Source organism: Streptomyces sp. NPDC092045 (assembly GCF_044756005.1).
Lineage (GTDB): Bacteria > Actinomycetota > Actinomycetes > Streptomycetales > Streptomycetaceae > Streptomyces.
The window spans coordinates 85,647-103,784 of sequence record NZ_JBIVSC010000008.1 but is presented as its reverse complement, the minus strand read 5'-3'; the positions used below and the strand labels follow the sequence as shown (position 1 = coordinate 103,784).

The 18,138-nt window shown below is 73.8% G+C and carries 17 protein-coding genes and 1 tRNA gene; 15 read left to right on the top strand and 3 right to left on the bottom strand.

The features are described from left to right. The first annotated feature begins 1 nt into the window (after position 1). From glp to ACIQKA_RS20765, 7 genes are all read left to right on the top strand, one after another. Positions 2 to 1,363, top strand: coding sequence for a gephyrin-like molybdotransferase Glp (glp, locus tag ACIQKA_RS20795; RefSeq protein ID WP_383156193.1), 1,362 nt, complete (start codon positions 2 to 4; stop codon positions 1,361 to 1,363). Positions 1,364 to 1,422: 59 nt separating this feature from the next. Further along, positions 1,423 to 1,908: a cyclic pyranopterin monophosphate synthase MoaC gene (gene moaC, locus ACIQKA_RS20790; protein WP_383156191.1), complete on the top strand. Its 486-nt coding sequence runs from the start codon at positions 1,423 to 1,425 to the stop codon at positions 1,906 to 1,908. Next, entirely contained in the window at positions 1,905 to 2,471 is a 567-nt protein-coding gene (locus ACIQKA_RS20785; protein ID WP_383443336.1) for a molybdenum cofactor biosynthesis protein B, read from the top strand. The genes moaC and ACIQKA_RS20785 overlap by 4 nt, the downstream gene beginning before the upstream one ends. Beyond that, on the top strand, positions 2,468 to 3,079 hold the full coding sequence (locus ACIQKA_RS20780) for a GNAT family N-acetyltransferase (RefSeq protein WP_391095790.1): 612 nt from the start codon (positions 2,468 to 2,470) through the stop codon (positions 3,077 to 3,079). The genes ACIQKA_RS20785 and ACIQKA_RS20780 overlap by 4 nt, the downstream gene beginning before the upstream one ends. A gap of 137 nt (positions 3,080 to 3,216) precedes the next feature. Then, positions 3,217 to 4,308 carry a gephyrin-like molybdotransferase receptor GlpR gene (gene glpR, locus ACIQKA_RS20775; RefSeq protein ID WP_402541899.1) on the top strand — a complete coding sequence of 364 codons (1,092 nt, stop codon included), beginning with the start codon at positions 3,217 to 3,219 and terminating at the stop codon, positions 4,306 to 4,308. A gap of 276 nt (positions 4,309 to 4,584) precedes the next feature. Next, positions 4,585 to 4,658: transfer RNA gene (locus tag ACIQKA_RS20770), tRNA-Ala, on the top strand. Positions 4,659 to 4,840: 182 nt separating this feature from the next. Beyond that, positions 4,841 to 5,056 carry a hypothetical protein gene (locus ACIQKA_RS20765; protein WP_383156182.1) on the top strand — a complete coding sequence of 72 codons (216 nt, stop codon included), beginning with the start codon at positions 4,841 to 4,843 and terminating at the stop codon, positions 5,054 to 5,056. Between the two features lie 146 nt (positions 5,057 to 5,202). Here the strand turns inward: ACIQKA_RS20765 and ACIQKA_RS20760 are convergent, their stop codons facing one another. Further along, a complete protein-coding gene (locus ACIQKA_RS20760; RefSeq protein WP_383156179.1) occupies positions 5,203 to 5,682 on the bottom strand; it encodes a GNAT family N-acetyltransferase in 480 nt (159 codons plus the stop codon). A gap of 50 nt (positions 5,683 to 5,732) precedes the next feature. Here ACIQKA_RS20760 and ACIQKA_RS20755 point away from each other — a divergent pair, with 50 nt between their 5' ends. Then, a complete protein-coding gene (locus ACIQKA_RS20755; protein WP_383156177.1) occupies positions 5,733 to 6,536 on the top strand; it encodes an exodeoxyribonuclease III in 804 nt (267 codons plus the stop codon). Between the two features lie 14 nt (positions 6,537 to 6,550). Here the strand turns inward: ACIQKA_RS20755 and ACIQKA_RS20750 are convergent, their stop codons facing one another. Beyond that, a complete protein-coding gene (locus ACIQKA_RS20750) occupies positions 6,551 to 7,171 on the bottom strand; it encodes a MerR family transcriptional regulator (protein ID WP_383156229.1) in 621 nt (206 codons plus the stop codon). Between the two features lie 300 nt (positions 7,172 to 7,471). Here ACIQKA_RS20750 and ACIQKA_RS20745 point away from each other — a divergent pair, with 300 nt between their 5' ends. From ACIQKA_RS20745 to ACIQKA_RS20725, 5 genes are all read left to right on the top strand, one after another. Then, the gene (locus tag ACIQKA_RS20745) at positions 7,472 to 8,998 is read left to right on the top strand and encodes a flavin-containing monooxygenase (protein WP_402541895.1); all 1,527 of its coding nucleotides are present in this window, start codon (positions 7,472 to 7,474) and stop codon (positions 8,996 to 8,998) included. Beyond that, positions 8,995 to 9,921 (top strand): alpha/beta fold hydrolase, encoded by a 927-nt coding sequence (locus ACIQKA_RS20740; protein ID WP_383436581.1) that lies wholly within the window; start codon positions 8,995 to 8,997, stop codon positions 9,919 to 9,921. The genes ACIQKA_RS20745 and ACIQKA_RS20740 overlap by 4 nt, the downstream gene beginning before the upstream one ends. Then, entirely contained in the window at positions 9,918 to 10,799 is an 882-nt protein-coding gene (locus ACIQKA_RS20735; RefSeq protein ID WP_383156172.1) for an SDR family oxidoreductase, read from the top strand. Before ACIQKA_RS20740 ends, ACIQKA_RS20735 begins: the two co-directional genes overlap by 4 nt. A 143-nt stretch (positions 10,800 to 10,942) precedes the next feature. Beyond that, entirely contained in the window at positions 10,943 to 11,128 is a 186-nt protein-coding gene (locus ACIQKA_RS20730) for a hypothetical protein (RefSeq protein WP_383156170.1), read from the top strand. 116 nt (positions 11,129 to 11,244) lie between these two features. Continuing rightward, positions 11,245 to 11,739, top strand: a complete 495-nt coding sequence (locus tag ACIQKA_RS20725; protein WP_391095796.1) for a GNAT family N-acetyltransferase — start codon at positions 11,245 to 11,247, stop codon at positions 11,737 to 11,739. A 6-nt stretch (positions 11,740 to 11,745) separates the two neighbouring features. Here ACIQKA_RS20725 and ACIQKA_RS20720 read toward each other — a convergent pair whose 3' ends face one another. Beyond that, on the bottom strand, positions 11,746 to 15,048 hold the full coding sequence (locus ACIQKA_RS20720) for a S41 family peptidase (RefSeq protein WP_383436578.1): 3,303 nt from the start codon (positions 15,046 to 15,048) through the stop codon (positions 11,746 to 11,748). Between the two features lie 203 nt (positions 15,049 to 15,251). Here ACIQKA_RS20720 and ACIQKA_RS20715 point away from each other — a divergent pair, with 203 nt between their 5' ends. After that, complete coding sequence (locus tag ACIQKA_RS20715) at positions 15,252 to 15,824, top strand: TetR/AcrR family transcriptional regulator (protein ID WP_383156164.1); 573 nt, start codon at positions 15,252 to 15,254, stop codon at positions 15,822 to 15,824. 127 nt (positions 15,825 to 15,951) lie between these two features. After that, entirely contained in the window at positions 15,952 to 18,123 is a 2,172-nt protein-coding gene (locus tag ACIQKA_RS20710) for an MMPL family transporter (RefSeq protein WP_383156162.1), read from the top strand. Positions 18,124 to 18,138: the final 15 nt, after the last annotated feature.

The following is an 18,138-nucleotide window of genomic DNA, read 5'->3' as shown; positions in this document are numbered from 1 at the left end:
CTTGAGCAGCAGCACGGCGCCGTCGCCGTCCCACGACGACCACGACGACCGGGAGAAGGCGGCGCCCGACCCCTGCGCGGGCCCGGCCCGCGACCTGTGGACGGTCGACGAGCACCTGGACGACGTCCTCGCGTCCGTGAGCCCGCTCGAACCCATCGAGCTGCAACTCCTCGACGCCCAGGGCTGCGTCCTCGTCGAGGACGTGACGGTGCCGGCCGCGCTGCCCCCCTTCGACAACAGCTCCATGGACGGCTACGCGGTCCGGGTCGCCGACGTCGCCGGGGCCACCGAGGAGTTCCCCGCCGTCCTCACGGTGATCGGCGACGTCGCGGCCGGCGCGGACGGCCTGCCCGAGGTCGGCCCCGGCCAGGCCGCCCGGATCATGACCGGCGCCCCGCTGCCGCCCGGCGCCGAGGCCGTCGTCCCCGTCGAGTGGACCGACGGCGGTACGGGCGGGGGCGCGGCCACCGGCATGAGCGCCGCGAGCACCGCCCCCGAGGGCGCGGCCGGCGAGGTCCGGGTGCACCGCGCCGCCGAGGCCCGCGCCCACGTGCGCGCGCGGGGCAGCGACGTCCGCGCGGGCGAGCTCGCCCTGGCGGCCGGCACGGTCCTCGGGCCGCCGCAGATCGGGCTGCTCGCCGCGATCGGGCGCGGCACGGTCCGGGTGCGGCCCCGCCCCCGGGTCGTCGTCGTCTCCACCGGCAGCGAGCTGGTCCAGCCGGGCGAGCCGCTGGGCCCGGGGCAGATCCACGACTCCAACAGCTTCGCGCTGGCCGCCGCCGCGCGGGACGCCGGAGCCCTCGCCTACCGGGTGGGGGCCGTCGCCGACGACGCGGAGTCGCTGCGCTCCACCATCGAGGACCAGCTCATCCGGGCGGACCTGATCGTGACCACGGGCGGGGTCAGCGTCGGCGCGTACGACGTGGTGAAGGAGGCGCTGACCGGCGACGGCGAGGTCGACTTCCGCAAGCTGGCCATGCAGCCGGGCAAGCCGCAGGGCTTCGGCGCGATCGGCGCCGACCGGATCCCGCTGCTCGCCCTGCCGGGCAACCCGGTCTCCTCGTACGTCTCCTTCGAGCTGTTCGTCCGTCCCGCGATCCGCGCCCTGATGGGCGTGGGGGACCTGCACCGGCCCCGGGTCCGGGCGGTCCTCGACGCGGACGGCCCCCTGCGCTCCCCGGCGGGCCGCCGCCAGTTCCTGCGCGGGGTGTACGACCGGGAGACCGGCGCCGTCACTCCCGTGGGCGGTGCCGGCTCCCATCTGGTCGCGGCCCTCGCGCACGCGGACTGCCTGCTCGTGGTCCCGGAGGAGACGGAGGGCGTGGAGCCGGGCGCCGAGCTGGAAGTGGTCCTCCTCGGCTGAGGGGGCCGGGGTGGGGGTACGGTGTCTCGTCCCACACAGCGACCGGGAGTGTCACGGCCATGAGCACGCAGCAAGGTCTCACCCACATCGACGAGGCGGGTGCGGCCCGCATGGTCGACGTCTCCGCGAAGGACGTCACGTCCCGCACGGCGCGCGCCAGCGGACGGGTCCTCGTCTCGCCGCGCGTGATCGAGCTGCTGCGCGGCGAGGGCGTCCCCAAGGGCGACGCGCTCGCGACCGCCCGCATCGCCGGGATCATGGGCGCGAAGAGGACCCCGGACCTCATTCCGCTCTGCCACCCGCTCGCCGTCTCGGGCGTGACGCTCGACCTGTCGGTCGCGGACGACGCGGTCGAGATCCTGGCGACCGTGAAGACCACGGACCGCACGGGCGTCGAGATGGAGGCCCTGACGGCGGTCTCGGTGGCGGCCCTGACGGTCGTCGACATGGTGAAGGCGGTCGACAAGGGCGCGGTCATCTCCGACGTGCGGGTGGAGGAGAAGACGGGCGGCAAGTCGGGCCGCTGGGCGCGGGGCGAGTCGTGACGCGCGCCGGCCGGCCGGCGGGGACCCACGGGCACCCGGAGCCCACCGGGTCCGCCGCGCCGGGGGAGGCCCCGGCGGACGCCTACGCGGCCCTGGTCGTCACCGCCTCCAACCGGGCGGCGGCCGGGGTGTACGAGGACAGGGGCGGCCCGCTGATCGCCGAGGCCCTGACCGCGCTGCGGTTCGCGGTCGAGGGACCGCAGGTCGTCCCGGACGGCGAGCCCGTCGAGGCGGCGCTGCGGGCGGCCGTGGCGGCCGGGTACGACCTGGTGGTCACCACCGGCGGCACGGGGATCTCGCCCACCGACCTGACCCCCGAGGCGACCCGCCGGGTCCTGGAGCGGGAGATCCCGGGCATCCCGGAGGCCATCCGCGCGTACGGCCGGGAGAAGGTGCCGACGGCGGCGCTCTCCCGGGGCCTCGCCGGGGTCGCCGGCACCACCCTGATCGTCAACCTGCCCGGCTCGGCGGGCGGGGTGCGGGACGGCCTGGCCGTCCTGGAGCCGCTGCTGCGGCACGCCGTCGACCAGATCCGCGGCGGCGACCATCCGAGACCGTCGTGATCCCGTCCTGGCCCGCGGTCCTGGTCGACGGCGACGTCGTCCTGCGGCCGATAAGGATGCGGGACCACGCGGCCTGGCGCGAGGTGAACCGGCGCAACCGCGAGTGGCTGCGCCCGTGGGAGGCGACGGTCCCGCCGCCGCCCCCGGGCGCCCCGGCCGCCCAGCGCCCGACCTACCGTCAGATGGTGCGCCACCTGCGGTCGGAGGCGAACGCGGGCCGGATGCTGCCGTTCGTGATCGAGTACCGGGGGCGGCTGGTCGGCCAGTTGACGGTGGCCGGGATCACCTGGGGCTCGATGTGCTCGGGGCACGTGGGGTACTGGGTGGACAGCGCGGTGGCCGGGCGCGGGGTGATGCCGACGGCGGTCGCGCTCGCCGTGGACCACTGCTTCCGCACGGTCGGCCTGCACCGCGTCGAGGTGTGCATCCGCCCGGAGAACGGCCCCTCGCGCCGGGTCGTGGAGAAGCTGGGCTTCCGCGAGGAGGGGCTGCGGCCCCGCTACCTCCACATCGACGGGGCGTGGCGGGACCACCTGGTGTTCGCGCTCACGGCGGAAGAGGTGCCGGAAGGGCTGCTGAGGCGCTGGCGTCAGGCAAGAATGAAATAAGTGTTCGAATTCAATCGGTAGTTGACGGTCAATCGATCTGAACAATCACAAAAAAGTTCAGTGATATCAGCCAGATCGTGCGACACACCGGGCCAATTGGCCTATGCCCTCGCGCGAACCCCTCTACGGTGTGAACCGTGAGCAGCAGCGGCCTCATCTACGCAGTCATCGTCGGGGCCTGGGCCGCCTACTTGGTACCGATGTGGCTCCGCAGGCAGGACGAGCTGAACGAAGCACGTCCGACGGAGCGCTTCAGCACCGCCATCCGGCTGCTTTCCGGACGGGCGGGCATGGAGCGCCGTTACGCCAAGGAGCTGAAGGAGCGGGACCGTACGGCGGAGGGCCCGACGCCCGACGTGGACCCGGACGCGGTGACCGAGCATCTCGGCTCGGTCGACGTCCGGGCCTTCTCCGCGCCCGCGGCCAGGACGGAGGCGCGCCTGGAACTCCCGGACCGCGACCGCGCGTCGGACCGCGGCCCGGACCACGCGCAGGACCGTGAACCGGGACGCGACCCGAACCGCGAACCGGAACCCGCGTCCGCCCCGGTCCGGCCCGCCCCGGGCGCCGCCGAGCGCGCCCGCCGGGGCAAGGTCCTCGCCCGGCGCCGCCGCACCACGATCGTCCTCTTCCTCGGCTTCACGCTCGGCGCGATCGTCGCGGCCGTCGGCGGCGTCCCCTTCCTGTGGGCGCCCGCCGTCCCCGCCCTGCTCCTCAGCGCGTACATCGTCCACCTGCGGATCCAGGAGCGGCGCCGCTTCGTGTACGTGATGGACCGGCGCCGCGCCGAAGCGGCGGCCGCCCGGCTGCGCGAGAGCCGCCGCCCCGCCCCGACGCCCGAACCGGAGGCCGACCCGGCGCCCGCGACGGCCCCGGCGGTCTCCCCGCAGGAGGCGGACCGGCGCGCCCTGGTCGAGCAGACCGACCACGCCGAGTGGGTGGACCAGCAGCGCGACCGCGGCCCGGCCCGCGGCGACAGCTGGGACCCGGTCCCGGTCCCGCTGCCCACGTACGTCACCGCCCCGGTCGCCCCGCGGGCCTCCGGCGGCGTCGACATCACGGACCCGGATACCTGGAGCGCGGCCCGCTCCTCCACGGCGGCCGACCCGACCCCCGCCCCGGCCCCCCGCAAGCGCCCCGCCGCGCCCCGCCGCGACCGCGACCACGGCCGCACCCCGCTCTTCGACCAGTACGCGGACGACGACCGTCCCCGGGCCGCCAACGAGTGACCCGGGCGCTCCCCACCGCCCCTTCCGCCTCGACGCCGTCGGCGACCTCCCGAAGGCGGGCCTCCTGCCGAAGAAGGACGCCGGGCGCCCGTCGGGCGCACGTGGTCGTCCTCCGGTGCGGGGCCTCGTCGTCGGGGGCTCCGGGAGGGGAAGCGGAAGGGGGCCCCGAGGTGCTCGGCGGGGCCCGGCCCGGTCCGGCGACGGCCTTCGGCTGACCTGCGGCGGAAGGGATTTTTGTTCTCGTCGGTCGGGGTGCTAATGTTTCACACGTCGCAAGGGCCTGTGGCGCAGTCTGGTAGCGCACCTCGTTCGCATCGAGGGGGTCTGGGGTTCAAATCCCCACAGGTCCACAGACGACGGGAATCCCGTCCGATCCAACGATCGGACGGGATTCCTGCTTTTTCGGGGACGTCGGCCTGCCCGAGAAAGCGGGGAACGGCTCCCGCCGACCGGGGGAACGGGCTTCGTATTTCCCGGTTCTCCGGTGAGGCGGCGCAAGGCCGTGCGTCACCCCGGGTCAATAATGCGGAGCGTGACCCACAGTTCGAAGAACCGGTGGAACGAGCTCGCGCTGTTCCTGGTGGTGACGGGTGTCAGCGTCTTCGCTCTGTCTTCTCTGGTGACGTTCCTGATCGGTGACCGGGACGTGGTCGTCAACGGAATCCTCGTCGTCCTCCCCAGCGTCCTCCTCGGGCTCGGCACCGCACGGGCCTACCGTCGCCGCCCGGCGGGCGGGGTCGGCAAGTAGGCAGTCCCGTCGGCTCGGCGAAAGCCGGGAGCGATCGACGGAGTCGCTTCCGGCCCGTGCGGCGCGGCCGCGACCTCCGAGGAGCGTCGGCGGCCAACCGGGCGTGGAACGGGAACTCTTCTCCCCGGGCGCTCCCGGCGCAGCCGTCAGACCAGGGACTTCGCGTAGCAGCGGCTCTCCGGGTGGTTGCGGTAGTGGCCGAACTTCGGGCACGGGGCGTAGCCGCTGGAGGCGTAGAGGGCGATGGCCTCCGGCTGGGCCGTGCCCGTCTCCAGGACCATGCGGACGCGGCCGGCGGCGCGGGCGTCGGCTTCGAGGGCCGCGAGGATGCGGCGGGCCAGGCCCAGGCCGCGGGCCTCGGGGATCACGTACATGCGCTTGAGCTCGGCGTCGCCGTCCGCGTAGCCGTGGTCGTTCGCGTCCTGCGTGCGCCAGCCGCCGGTGGCGAGGGGGTGGCCCTCCGGGTGGTACGCGAGCAGGTAGAGGCCGCGGGGCGGGACGAACATCCCGGCGTCCAGCGGTGTGACGTCGCCCTCGTCGCCGTAGCGGACGGCGTACTCGGCCTGGACCGCGTCTTCGAGCTTGACGGCGTCGGGGTGGTCGTAGGGGGTGGGACGGATGTTCATGCGCTTCATCGTACGTGTGTGCGGGTCGTGGGTGTCGGTATTCTCCCGGGATGCTCACTGTCACGACCGCCAATGTCAATGGTCTTCGCGCCGCCGCCAGGAAGGGCTTCGCCGAGTGGCTGGCCGGGACCTCCGCCGACGTCCTCTGCCTCCAGGAGGTGCGCGCCGAGGAGGCGCAGCTGCCCCCGGAGGTGCGGGCGCCCGAGGGCTGGTTCGCGGTGCACGCGCCCGCCACCGCCAAGGGCCGGGCGGGCGTCTCCCTCTACACCCGGCGCGAGCCGGACGCGGTCCGGGTCGGCTTCGGGTGTCTGGAGTTCGCCGACAGCGGCCGGTACGTCGAGGCCGACCTGCCCGGCGTGACCGTCGCCAGCCTCTACCTGCCCTCCGGCGAGGTCGGCACCGAGCGGCAGGACGAGAAGTACCGCTTCATGGGCGAGTTCCTGCCGTACCTGAAGGACCTCCGCGCGCGGGCCGCCGCCGACGGGCGCGAGGTCGTCGTCTGCGGCGACTGGAACATCGCCCACCGCGAGGCCGACCTCAAGAACTGGAAGGCCAACCAGAAGAAGGCCGGCTTCCTGCCCGACGAGCGGGAGTGGCTGACCCGGGTCCTCGACGGGGGCGACGGCGGGTACGTGGACGTCGTGCGCGCGCTCCACCCCGACCAGGAGGGGCCCTACTCCTGGTGGTCCTACCGCGGGCGGGCCTTCGACAACGACAGCGGCTGGCGGATCGACTACCAGATCGCCACGCCCGGACTCGCCGCCAGGGCCGTGAAGGCGTACGTCGAGCGGGCCGCCACCCACGACGAGCGGTGGAGCGACCACGCGCCCGTCACCGCCGTCTACGACCTGTAGGCGGGCCCCGGCCCTCAGGGCTCGTCGCGCAGGCGGCGGTCCAGGGCCATCGACAGCTCCGCCTCCACCACGCTCTTCGCGAGCGGGCGCAGCCGCCACAGGTCCTGTTCGGCCGCGTGGGAGCGGAGCAGCTCGGCGAAGAGGTCCGCGAGCGCCTCGGCGTGCTCGCGGACCCTCGCCCCCGCCTTGAGGACCTCCGCCAGCGGCACGCCCTCGCGGACGAGCGCGGCGGAGACGTCGAGCAGCCGGCGGCTGATGTGGACGATCTCCTCGCCGTCGGTGACGAGGTAGCCGAGGTCGAGGGCGGCGGCCAGGTTCTCGGCCGTGACCTCGCCCGCGAAGTGGTCGGCCAGCTCCCCGGGGGTGAGCCGGACCGGCTCCTCCTCGCTGGGGACGTCGATGGCGAGGACCTCGCGGACGTTCCGGCCGCTCTCGAACGCGGTGGTGAGGTCGGCGATGCCGTTGAGGGTGTGGCCGCGCTCCAGGAGGGCCGCGATGGTGCGCAGCCGGGCCAGGTGCTGCTCGTCGTACCAGGCGATCCGGCCCTCGCGGCGGGGCGGCGGGATCAGCCCGCGCTCGCGGTAGAAGCGCAGGGTGCGCACGGTGATGCCGGCGGCGGACGCCAGCTCCTCCATGCGGTACTCGCGCACGCCCCCCTCGGCCGCCGCGCCGCCCGTCACCGCGCCCTCGGCCGCCGCGCCGCCCGCCGACGGGCCCGCGCCCGCGGGCGTGCCCGTGTCCGCCGGTGCGCCCGCACCCGGTCCCTCGTGTCCGCCCGTCCCGGGACTCGATCCTTCTGCCACGCCCGTCAGCCTATGTTGTACCGCCGGTAACTTTCCCTCGTCGTACCCCTACCGCTCGGTAGGGAGCTGCTCTACAGTCCCCACCATGCCAGTGATTGCTGGCGGAATCGGGCCGGGCGCACGGGAGGCGGCATGGCGAAGCACGAGAACGTACGGGTGGCGGTGATCGGATCGGGATTCGGCGGCCTGGGGGCCGCCGTCCGGCTGCGCCGCGAGGGGATCACCGATTTCGTCGTCCTGGAGCGGGCCGACTCCGTGGGCGGCACCTGGCGCGACAACAGCTACCCCGGATGCGCCTGCGACGTCCCCTCCCACCTCTACTCCTTCTCCTTCGCGCCCAACCCGGACTGGCCCCGCACCTTCTCCGGGCAGCGGCACATCCGCGCGTACCTGGAGCACGTCACCGACACCTTCGGGATCCGGCCGCACCTGCGCCTGAACCACGAGGTGCTGCGGATGGAGTGGGACGCCGACGCGCTGCGCTGGGAGATCGAGACCTCCGCCGGCTCCTTCACCGCCGAGGTCGTCGTCTCCGCCACCGGCCCGCTCTCCGACCCCAAGATCCCCGACATCCCGGGGCTCTCCGACTTCCCCGGCAAGGTCTTCCACTCCGCCCGCTGGGACCACGACCACGACCTCGCCGGCAAGCGCGTCGCCGTGATCGGCACCGGCGCCTCCGCCATCCAGATCGTGCCCGCCATCCAGCCGCGGGTCCGGAAGCTCACGCTCTTCCAGCGCACGCCCCCGTGGGTCATGCCCCGCATGGACCGGAACATCACGGGCGTCGAGCGCCGGCTGCACCGCGCCCTGCCCGTCACCGCCACCCTGCGCCGCGGCCTGCTCTGGGGCATCCGCGAGCTCCAGGTCGGCGCCTTCACCAAGCACCCCGGCGAGCTGGGGCTCGTCGAGAAGCTCGCCAGGGCCAACATCGCCAGGGCGGTCAAGGACCCGGTGCTGCGGGCCAAGCTGACCCCCTCGTACCGCATCGGCTGCAAGCGGATCCTGCTGTCGAACGCGTACTACCCGGCGGTCGCGCAGCCCAACGTCGACGTCGTCGCCTCCGGCCTGCGCGAGGTCCGCGGCTCGACCCTGGTCGGCGCCGACGGCAGCGAGACCGAGGCCGACGTGATCGTCTTCGGCACCGGCTTCCACGTCACCGACATGCCGATCGCCGAGCGCGTCTTCGGCGCCGACGGGCACTCGCTCGCCGACGCCTGGAAGGACGGCATGGAGTCGCTGCGCGGCGCCACCGCCGCCGGCTTCCCCAACTGGATGACGATCATCGGCCCCAACACCGGCCTCGGGAACTCCTCGATGATCCTGATGATCGAGTCCCAGCTGAACTACATGGCCGACTACCTGCGCCAGCTCAACGTCCTCGGCGGCCGCGCCGCCCTCGCCGTCCGGCCCTCCGCCGTCCACTCCTGGAACCGCAAGGTGCAGGCCCGGATGGAGCGGAGCGTCTGGAAGTCCGGCGGCTGCGAGAGCTGGTACCTCGACGCCAACGGCCGCAACACCACCCTCTGGCCGGGCACCACCGGCGAGTTCCGGCGCGAGACCCGGCAGGTCGACCTCTCCGAGTACGAGGTGATCCGCGCGCCCAGGACCGCCCCGGCCGCCAAGAACCGTCCGTCCCGCACGAAGGAGGCCGCCCAGTGAGCCGGCACCTGACCCCGCTCCCCGGAGCCCGCGAACTCACCGTCACCTCCGCCGACGGCTCCCGCGTCCACGTCGAGGTGTACGGCCCCGAGGGCGCCCCCGCCGTCGTCCTGGCCCACGGCTGGACCTGCTCCATCGCCTTCTGGGCCGAGCAGATCCGGGCGCTCGCCGCCGACCACCGGGTCATCGCCTACGACCAGCGCGGCCACGGGCGTTCGCCCGACCCCGGCCCCGGCGGCTACTCGACGACCGCGCTCGCCGACGACCTGGAGGCGGTGCTCGCCGCCACCCTCGCCACCGGCGAGCGGGCCGTCCTCGCCGGGCACTCCATGGGCGGCATGACGATCATGGCCGCCGCCGAGCGCCACGGGCTGCGCGACCACGCCGCCGCCGTCCTGCTCTGCTCCACCGGCCCCTCGCGGCTGACCGCCGAGGCCACCGTCGTGCCGCTGCGGCCCGGCGGCCTGCGCACCCGCCTCACCGAGGCCGTGCTCGGCTCCAAGGCGCCGCTCGGACCGGTCAACGCCGTCTCGAAGAAGGTCCTCAAGTACGCGACCATGGGCCCCGGTTCGGCGCCCGAGAAGGTCGACGCCTGCGCCCGGATCGTGCACGCCTGCCCGCGCGGTCCGCGCCACGGCTGGTCACAGGTCCTCGCCGGACTCGACCTCGAACACGGAGTGCGGGCGCTGCGGCTGCCGGTCGCCGTGCTCGTCGGCACCGCCGACCGGCTCACCCCGGCCGCCCACTCCCGCGCCCTCGTGGAGGCGCTGCCGCACTGCACGGGCCTCGTCGAGCTGCCCGGCATGGGCCACATGACCCCGGTGGAGGCCCCGGAGGCCGTCACCGCGCAGATCCGCGAACTGACCCTCACGTACCTGGGCGTGAAGGACACCACCACCGTGAACGCCAAGGAGGACGCATGAGCAGGGTCAGTCTCGAAGGACAGGTCGCGGTCGTCACCGGAGGGGCCCGCGGCGTCGGCGAACTCCTCGCCCGCAAGCTCTCCGCGCGCGGCGCGAAGATCGCGCTCGTCGGCCTGGAGCCCGAGCAGCTCAAGGAGGTCGCGGGCCGGCTCCACACGGAGGCCGACTGGTGGCACGCCGACGTCACCGACCACGAGGCCATGGCCCGGGTCGCGACCGAGGTGAAGGAGCGGTTCGGGAAGGTCGACATCGTCGTCGCCAACGCCGGCGTCGCCTCGGGCGGCCCGTTCGTCGACTCCGACCCGGCCGCCTGGCGGCGGGTCGTCGAGGTCAACCTGATCGGCGGCGCCGTGACCGGCCGGGCGTTCCTGCCCGTCCTCATGGAGTCCCGCGGGTACTTCCTCCAGATCGCCTCGCTCGCCGCGATCACCCCGGCCCCGATGATGACGGCGTACTGCGCCTCCAAGTCGGGCGTGGAGGCCTTCGCGCACAGCCTGCGCGCCGAGGTGGCGCACAAGGGCGTGAAGGTCGGCGTCGGCTACCTCTCCTGGACCGACACGGACATGGTGCGGGGCGCCGACGAGGACGACGTCATGCGGGAGCTGCGCCAGCGGCTGCCCTGGCCGTCGAACCGCACGTACCCCCTCGGCCCGGCCGTCGACCGGATCGTCGAGGGCATCGAGCGGCGCTCGCCGCACGTGTACGCCCAGTGGTGGCTGCGCGGGATGCAGTCCATCCGCGGCTACCTGCCCGGCCTGATCGCGACCGTGGGCCAGCGCGAGATGAAGCGCTTCGAGCCGCGCCTCGGCACGGTCTCCAAGGGGCTCGTGGGCGCGGGCGGCGCGGCCGACGAGCAGGCGCGGACGGAGCGGGTCTGACCCCCGGAACCCCCGCCCGACCTCCGCGCCTCACGGTCCGTAACTGATCGAAATGCGCGGAATGTTCGCTCGTGCGAGGCTGATCGAGGTCGGGGACACCACGTCCCCGACCTCCCCCACACCTCTCACAGGAGTGAACTTCCATGGGCGTGCAGGACCAGTTCAAGGACAAGGCCGAACAGCTCAAGAGCCAGGCCAAGGAGGCCATGGGCAAGGCGAAGGACGAAGCGTCCGAGCGCGCCTCCCAGGGCCGCGACCGCTCCCAGGACGCGCAGGACCGCGCCCAGCAGGAGGTCCGGGACCGCCGCAACCAGGGCCGCCAGGCCTGACGTCCGCCGGTTCGCACCGGAGGCGCACCCGGGACACCGGGTGCGCCTCCGTGCGTTTCCGGCCACCGCCCGCAACTCCCGCGCGTCCGCCGCCGGATCTCCGTACGGTGGCGCCCATGGCCGTACTCGAACGTCTGCGCCCCGACCACGCCCCCGCCCTGCTCGTGTTCGAGCGGGAGAACCGGGACCACTTCGCCGCGTCCGTGCCCGACCGGGGCGACGCGTACTTCAGCGGGTTCGAGGAGCGGCACCGGGCGCTCCTCGACGAGCAGGAGGCCGGGACGGGCCACTTCCACGTGCTCCTGGGGGAGGGCGGGGAGGTCCTCGGCCGGTTCAACCTGGTCGACGTCGCCGACGGGGGCGCCGAACTGGGCTACCGGGTCGCCGAGCGGGCCGCCGGGCGCGGGCTGGCGACGGCCGGGGTCCGCGAGGTGTGCCGGCTGGCCCGCGAGGAGTACGGGCTGAGCCGGCTGACCGCCGTCACGACCCTCGACAACGCGGGATCGAGGGCCGTGCTCGGGCGGGTCGGCTTCGGCGCGGTCGGGAGCGTGGTGCTGGACGGCCGCCCGGGCACGTCGTACGAACTCGACCTGGCCTACGGGGCGGTGTGAGGGGACTCAGCCCTCCGGCCTCGGCGGCAGCTTCGGACGGGAGCGGTCCGGGAGCTCCTCGTACGCCGGGGGGCTCGCCGCCGGGGTCTCCTCCAGGAGGGCGAGGGCGACGTGGACGGCGTCGTCGAGCTGGGCGTGGCGGCCCTCCGCCCAGTCCAGGGGGGTGCGCAGGACCGCGAGGTCGGGTTCGACGCCGTGGTTCTCCAGGGACCAGCCGTACTCGGGGAACCAGGCCGCGTTCATCGGCACCGTGATCTGCGTGCCGTCCCCGAGCCGGTGGCGCCCGGTCATGCCGACGACCCCGCCCCAGGTGCGCTGCCCGACGACCGGGCCGAGGCCCAGGAGCTTGAAGGCGGCGGTGATCATGTCGCCGTCGGAGGAGGTGGCCTCGTCGGCGAGGGCGACGACGGGGCCGCGCGGCGCGTTGGAGGCGTAGCTGACGGGCTGGGCGTTGCGCGTGAGGTCCCAGCCGAGGATCCGGCGGGTCAGCTTCTCGATGACCAGCTCGCTGATGTTGCCGCCCGCGTTGCCGCGCACGTCCACGATGAGGGCCGGCCGGGAGACCTCCATGCGCAGGTCGCGGTTGAACTGCGCCCAGCCGGAGCCGCCCATGTCGGGGATGTGGAGGTAGCCGCAGCGCCCGCCGCTGAGTTCGCGGACCACGGTCCGGCGCTTGGCGACCCAGTCCTGGTAGCGCAGCGGGCGCTCGTCGACGAGCGGGACGACGGCGACGCGGCGGGCCCGCCCCTCGCCCTCGGCGGGGGTGAAGGTGAGCTCGACGGTGGTGCCGCCGGTGCCGGAGAGCAGCGGGTACGGTCCGGTGACCGGGTCCACCGGCCGCCCGTCGACGTGGGTGAGGACGGCGCCCTCGCGGATGCCCGTACCGGCGAGCGGGGAGCGGGCCTTGGAGTCGGAGGACTCGCCGGGCAGGATCCGCTTCACCGTCCAGCCGGCGTCGCGGAGCACGAGGTTGGCGCCGAGCAGGCCCATGGGCCGCTGGTAGTGCGGCGGGCCCTCGTTGCGGCGGGCCGGGGTGACGTACGCGTGCGAGGTGCCCAGCTCGCCCATCACCTCGCGCAGCAGGTCGGCGAACTCGTCGGGGGAGGAGACCCGTTCGACCAGCGGCCGGTACTGGTCGAGGACCGCCGTCCAGTCCACCCCGCCCATGCCGGGCTCCCAGAAGTAGGCGCGGACGATCCGCCCGGCCTCGTCGAAGGCCTGCCGCCACTCGGCGCCCGGGTCGACCTCGTGCAGGATGCGCCGCAGGTCCAGGTAGACGGTCGAGTCGCCGTCCCCGGCCTCGGTCGCGGGCACCGCCCGCAGCTCGCCCTCGTCCGCGACGACGAGCCGGGTGCCGTCGCCGCTGACCGCGAACCAGTCCAGGTCGGAGGCGAGTTCGCTCTTGCGGGCCTTGGTGATGGAGAAGTGCTCCAGGGTGGGGCGGCCCGAGGTGTCGGCCGGGTTGGCGAAGGTCTCGCCGAGCGCGCCCGAGATGGGCCAGCGCAGCCAGACCAGGCCGCCGCCGCTGACCGGGTGCAGCGCGGAGTACTTGGAGGCGGCCACCGGGAAGGGCGTGACCCGCTCGGCGAGGCCCTCGGTCTCCACCGTCACCGTGCCCTCGGCCGGCGCCGTGTCGTCGTCGGCCGGGTCCAGGCCGCCGGCCGCCGGGCGCCCGTCCGGGAGCAGCGCGAAGGGGGACGGGGTCGCGGAGGAGAGCGGCACGAGGTAGGGGCGGCAGCCCAGCGGGAACGACAGGTCGCCGGTGTGCACGTCGTACACCGGGTCGAAGCCGCGCCAGGAGAGGAAGGCGAGGTAGCGCCCGTCCCGGGTGAAGACCGGGTTCTCGTCCTCGAAGCGCCCGTTGGTGACGTCCACGACCGTGCGGGCGCCGGGGCCCGAGATCCGAGCCATCCTGATCGAGCGCAGGGAGCGGCCGATGCCGGGGTGGGACCAGGTCAGCCAGTCGCCGTCGGGGGAGAAGGCGAGGTCGCGGACGGGTCCGTTGACGGACCTGATCAGCTCGGTGACCTCTCCGTTCGATTCCTCGCTCGCGTCGAGCAGGAGCAGCCGGCCGTCGTGGGAGGCGAGGGCGAGCCGCTCGCCGTCCGGGTCGGCGACCAGCTCCTCGACCCGCCCGAGGCCCCCCGTGGCGAGCCGGCGCGGCGGCCGGTCGCCGCTGGCGCGCGGCAGGTGGGCGACCTCGACGGCGTCCTCGCCGTCGGCGTCGGTGACGTACGCGACCTGGCCGCCGCTGCCGAGCATCTCGGGCAGCCGGACCCGGACGCCGGGAGAGTCGGTGATCGTGCGGGCCGGGCCGTCGCGGTGCGTCAGCCAGTACAGGCTGCCCCGGACGGAGACGGCGCTGGCCCGGCCGGTCTCGTCGACGGAGAGGGAGTCGATGTGGTGGGCGGCGGGCACCTGGTAGCTCCGCCGGCCCACGCGCTGGCCGCCGAGCCGCACTTCGAGGCGGCGGGGGCGCGAGTCGGGGGTGAGGGCGTCCACGGTCCACAGCTCGCCCGCGCACTGGTAGACGACCCGCCGCCCGTCGCTGGAGGCGTGCCGGGCGTAGAACTCGTCGTGGTCGGTGTGGCGGCGCAGGTCGGTGCCGTCGGGCCGGCAGGAGTACAGGTTGCCGACGCCCTCGTGGTCGGAGAGGAACGCGATCCGGCCCCCGACGGCCATCGGGCAGTCCAGGTGCCCGCCGATGTCGGGCAGCAGCCGCTTGCCGTGCAGCCAGAGGCGGCCGGTGGCGCCGCCCAGGTACCGCTTCCAGGCGGCGGGCTCGTGCGGCGGCTTCCCGGTGAGCAGCAGCGTGCACCGCTCGCCGTCGTGGCCGGGGGCGGTGGTGTCGTCGGTGACCGCGATGTCGGAGACCGGGCCCCAGGGCAGCCGTCGGCCGGGGGTGCCGTCGGTGGGCACGGTGTAGGCCCACGAGTAGTACGAGAAGGGCTGCCCGTGCGAGGAGACGGCGAGGATCTCGGAGCGGCCGTCCTTGTCGGGGGGCGTCCAGCCGCAGACCCGGGTGTCGGTCGAGCCCCAGTGGGTGAGCCGCCGGGCGGTCCCGCCGTCGACCGGGACGAGGTGGATCTCGGCGTCCAGGCTGCGCCAGTTCGTGTACGCGATGTGGCGCCCGTCCGGCGAGAAGCGCGGGTGCCCGACCCGGGTCCGGTCGACGGTGAGGCGCCAGGCCCGGTCCGGTCGCCGCCCCTCGGGCGCGAGCGGGGCGATCCAGAGGTCGTCCTCGGCGGCGAAGCACAGCAGGTCGTCGTGGAGGTGCGGAAAACGGAGATACGCGACGTCGTCACTCACCTCCCCATGCTTTCCGGGCGGCGGGGGCGTGGCAACTCGTACGTGTTTGCGGGCGGGTACGCGGGAGGGGGCCCCGATGTGGCCCAGGACACGTACGAAACGGTTTCGTTTCGCTGGGAGCGGGGGTACCTTCGTACCGTACGAAACCGTTTCGTTCGCCCTTCCCCGGTCCGTGGAGGGGCCGCTGAAGCAGGAGACCCGGCATGGCGCGCAGCAGACTCACTCCCGAGCGGGAGTCCGAGCTGTACGCGGCCGTGCTCGACCTCCTCCGCGAGGTCGGCTACGACGCCCTCACCATGGACGCCGTCGCCGCCCGCACCCACTCCAGCAAGGCCACCCTCTACCGCCAGTGGGGGAGCAAGCCCGAGCTGGTCGCCCGGGCGCTGCGCGCCAACAAGCCGGCCGACCTCTCCGAGATCGACACCGGCTCGCTGCGCGGCGACTTCCGGGAGATGGTCGACCGGGCCGACGACTGCCAGATGGAGAAGGACTCCGCGCTGATGCGGGGCCTGGCCCATGCCGTCCACGACAACCCCGACCTGCACCGGGCGCTGCGCGAACTCCTCATCGAACCCGAGATGAACGGTTTCGAGGAAGTGCTGCGCCGGGCGGTCCGCAGGGGCGAGGTCGACGCCGACAACCCGGCGCTGAAGCTCGTCCCGCACATGCTGATCGGCGCGTTCGTCGCCCGCCCGCTGATCGAGGACCAGCCGGTCGACCACGCGTTCCTCAGCACCTACGTCGACGCCGTCGTGCTCCCCTCACTCGGCGTCTGAGCCCCACGGGAACCTCCCCGGAGGCCCCGGCACCACCCGCACCGCCCTCTCCACCTGACGTCGCGCCGCTCACGCCGTCGGGCCGGCTCCCCATGCCCCTGTCCCTCAACACCGGGAGTACGCCCCCGTGGCCACGTTCCTGTACAAGCTGGGCCGTTCCGCCTTCCGGCGCCGACGGCTCGTCGCCCTCCTCTGGGTGGCGCTCCTCGCGCTCGCCGGCGTCGGCGCCGCGACCGCGCCCGCCGCCACCTCCAGCTCCTTCTCGATCCCCGGCACCGAGGCCCAGCGCGCCTTCGACCTGCTCGAAGAGCGCTTCCCGGGCGCCGGGGCCGACGGGGCCACCGCCCGCGTCGTCTTCAAGGCCCCCGAGGGCCAGAAGGTCACCGACCCGGCGCACAAGGCCGTCGTCGAGGAGACCGTCGCCGCGCTGAAGTCGGGCTCGGACCAGATCGTCTCGGTCGCCGACCCGTACACCGCGCGGGCCGTCTCCCAGGACGCCTCCACCGCCTACGTCTCCGTCGCGTACAAGGTCAACGCGATGGAGCTCACCGACGCGACGCGCGAGGCCCTGACGCAGGCCGGGCACCAGGCCCAGGGCAAGGGCCTGACGGTCGAGGTCGGCGGCGACGCCCTCCAGACCATGCCCGAGACCGGCGCGGGCGAGATCGTCGGCGTGGTCATCGCCGGCTTCGTGCTCGTCGTCACCTTCGGCTCGCTCGTCGCCGCCGGACTCCCGCTGCTCACCGCGATCATCGGCGTCGGCATCGGCGTCTCCTCGATCACGGCGCTCGCGAACGTCCTCGACCTCGGCTCCACCACCTCCACCCTCGCGATGATGATCGGCCTCGCGGTCGGCATCGACTACGCCCTCTTCATCGTCTCCCGCTACCGCGCGGAGCTGGCCGAGGGCCGGGACAAGGAGGAGGCAGCGGGCCGCGCGACCGGCACCGCCGGCTCCGCCGTCGTCTTCGCCGGACTCACCGTCGTCATCGCCCTCGTCGGCCTGGCCGTCGTCAACATCCCGATGCTGACGAAGATGGGCTTCGCCGCCGCCGGCACGGTCGTCATCGCCGTCCTCATCGCGCTCACCCTGATCCCGGCCCTGCTCGGCTTCGCCGGCGACAAGGTCGTGGGCCGCAAGCAGCGCAAGGGCGCGACGTCCGGGGGCGACAAGGAGGGGAAGCCGAACGGCGGCACCCGCTGGGCCCGCTTCGTCATCCGCCGCCCCGTGCTCGTGCTCCTCGTCGGCGTCCTCGGCCTCGGCGCGATCGCGGTGCCCGCCGCCTCCCTGGAGATGGGCCTGCCGGACGACGGCGTGAAGCCGGTCTCCACCACCGAGCGCCGGGCGTACGACATGCTGTCCGACGGCTTCGGCCCCGGCTTCAACGGCCCGCTGCTCGTCGTCGTCGACGGCGACGGGGCCGCCGCCGACAAGACGGTCTCCGCGATCAAGAGGCTCGAAGGCTGGGCCGCCGTCACCCCGGCGACCCCGAACAAGGCCGGCGACGCCGCGATGATCACGGTGGTCCCGAAGGACCGCCCGTCCTCCGTCGCCACCGAGAACCTCGTCCACGACATCCGCGACGCCACCGGCGACGACGTCCTCGTCACCGGCGCCACCGCGATGAACATCGACTTCTCGCAGAAGATGAACGACGCCCTGGTGCCCTACCTGGCCCTCGTCGTCGGCCTCGCCTTCCTCCTCCTGACCCTGGTCTTCCGCTCGGTCCTCGTCCCCCTGAAGGCGGCCCTCGGCTTCCTGCTCTCGGTGGTCGCGGCCCTCGGCGCGGTCGTCGCGGTCTTCCAGTGGGGCTGGCTCGGCAGCCTCTTCGGGGTCGAGCAGACCGGCCCGATCATGTCGATGATGCCGATCTTCATGGTGGGCGTCGTCTTCGGCCTCGCGATGGACTACGAGGTCTTCCTCGTGACCCGCATGCGGGAGGCGTACGTGCACGGCGAGCGTCCCGGCGAGGCGATCGTGACCGGCTTCCGGCACAGCGCCCGGGTGGTCACCGCCGCCGCGGTGATCATGATCGCGGTCTTCTCCGGCTTCATCGGGATGACCGACCAGATGATCAAGATGATCGGCTTCGGCCTGGCCGTCGCGGTCCTCTTCGACGCCTTCGTGGTCCGCATGGCGATCGTCCCGGCCGTCCTCGCGCTGCTCGGCCACAAGGCCTGGTGGCTGCCGAAGTGGCTGGACCGGCTCCTGCCGAACGTGGACGTGGAGGGCGAGGGACTCGCCGCGCACGTCGGCGGAACCGGCTCGGAGGAGAGGCCGGACCTCGTGAAGGTCTGAGTCCGGCCGGGTGGG

Excerpts from the sequence above, each read along its gene's own strand:
- moaC (WP_383156191.1), top strand. The coding sequence starts at position 1,423 with ATGAGCACGCAGCAAGGTCTCACCCACATCGACGAGGCGGGTGCGGCC.
- ACIQKA_RS20760 (WP_383156179.1), bottom strand. The coding sequence starts at position 5,682 with ATGAACATCCGTCCCACCCCCTACGACCACCCCGACGCCGTCAAGCTC.
- ACIQKA_RS20755 (WP_383156177.1), top strand. The coding sequence starts at position 5,733 with ATGCTCACTGTCACGACCGCCAATGTCAATGGTCTTCGCGCCGCCGCC.
- ACIQKA_RS20750 (WP_383156229.1), bottom strand. The coding sequence starts at position 7,171 with ATGGAGGAGCTGGCGTCCGCCGCCGGCATCACCGTGCGCACCCTGCGC.
- ACIQKA_RS20745 (WP_402541895.1), top strand. The coding sequence starts at position 7,472 with ATGGCGAAGCACGAGAACGTACGGGTGGCGGTGATCGGATCGGGATTC.
- ACIQKA_RS20735 (WP_383156172.1), top strand. The coding sequence starts at position 9,918 with ATGAGCAGGGTCAGTCTCGAAGGACAGGTCGCGGTCGTCACCGGAGGG.
- ACIQKA_RS20730 (WP_383156170.1), top strand. The coding sequence starts at position 10,943 with ATGGGCGTGCAGGACCAGTTCAAGGACAAGGCCGAACAGCTCAAGAGC.
- ACIQKA_RS20725 (WP_391095796.1), top strand. The coding sequence starts at position 11,245 with ATGGCCGTACTCGAACGTCTGCGCCCCGACCACGCCCCCGCCCTGCTC.
- ACIQKA_RS20715 (WP_383156164.1), top strand. The coding sequence starts at position 15,252 with ATGGCGCGCAGCAGACTCACTCCCGAGCGGGAGTCCGAGCTGTACGCG.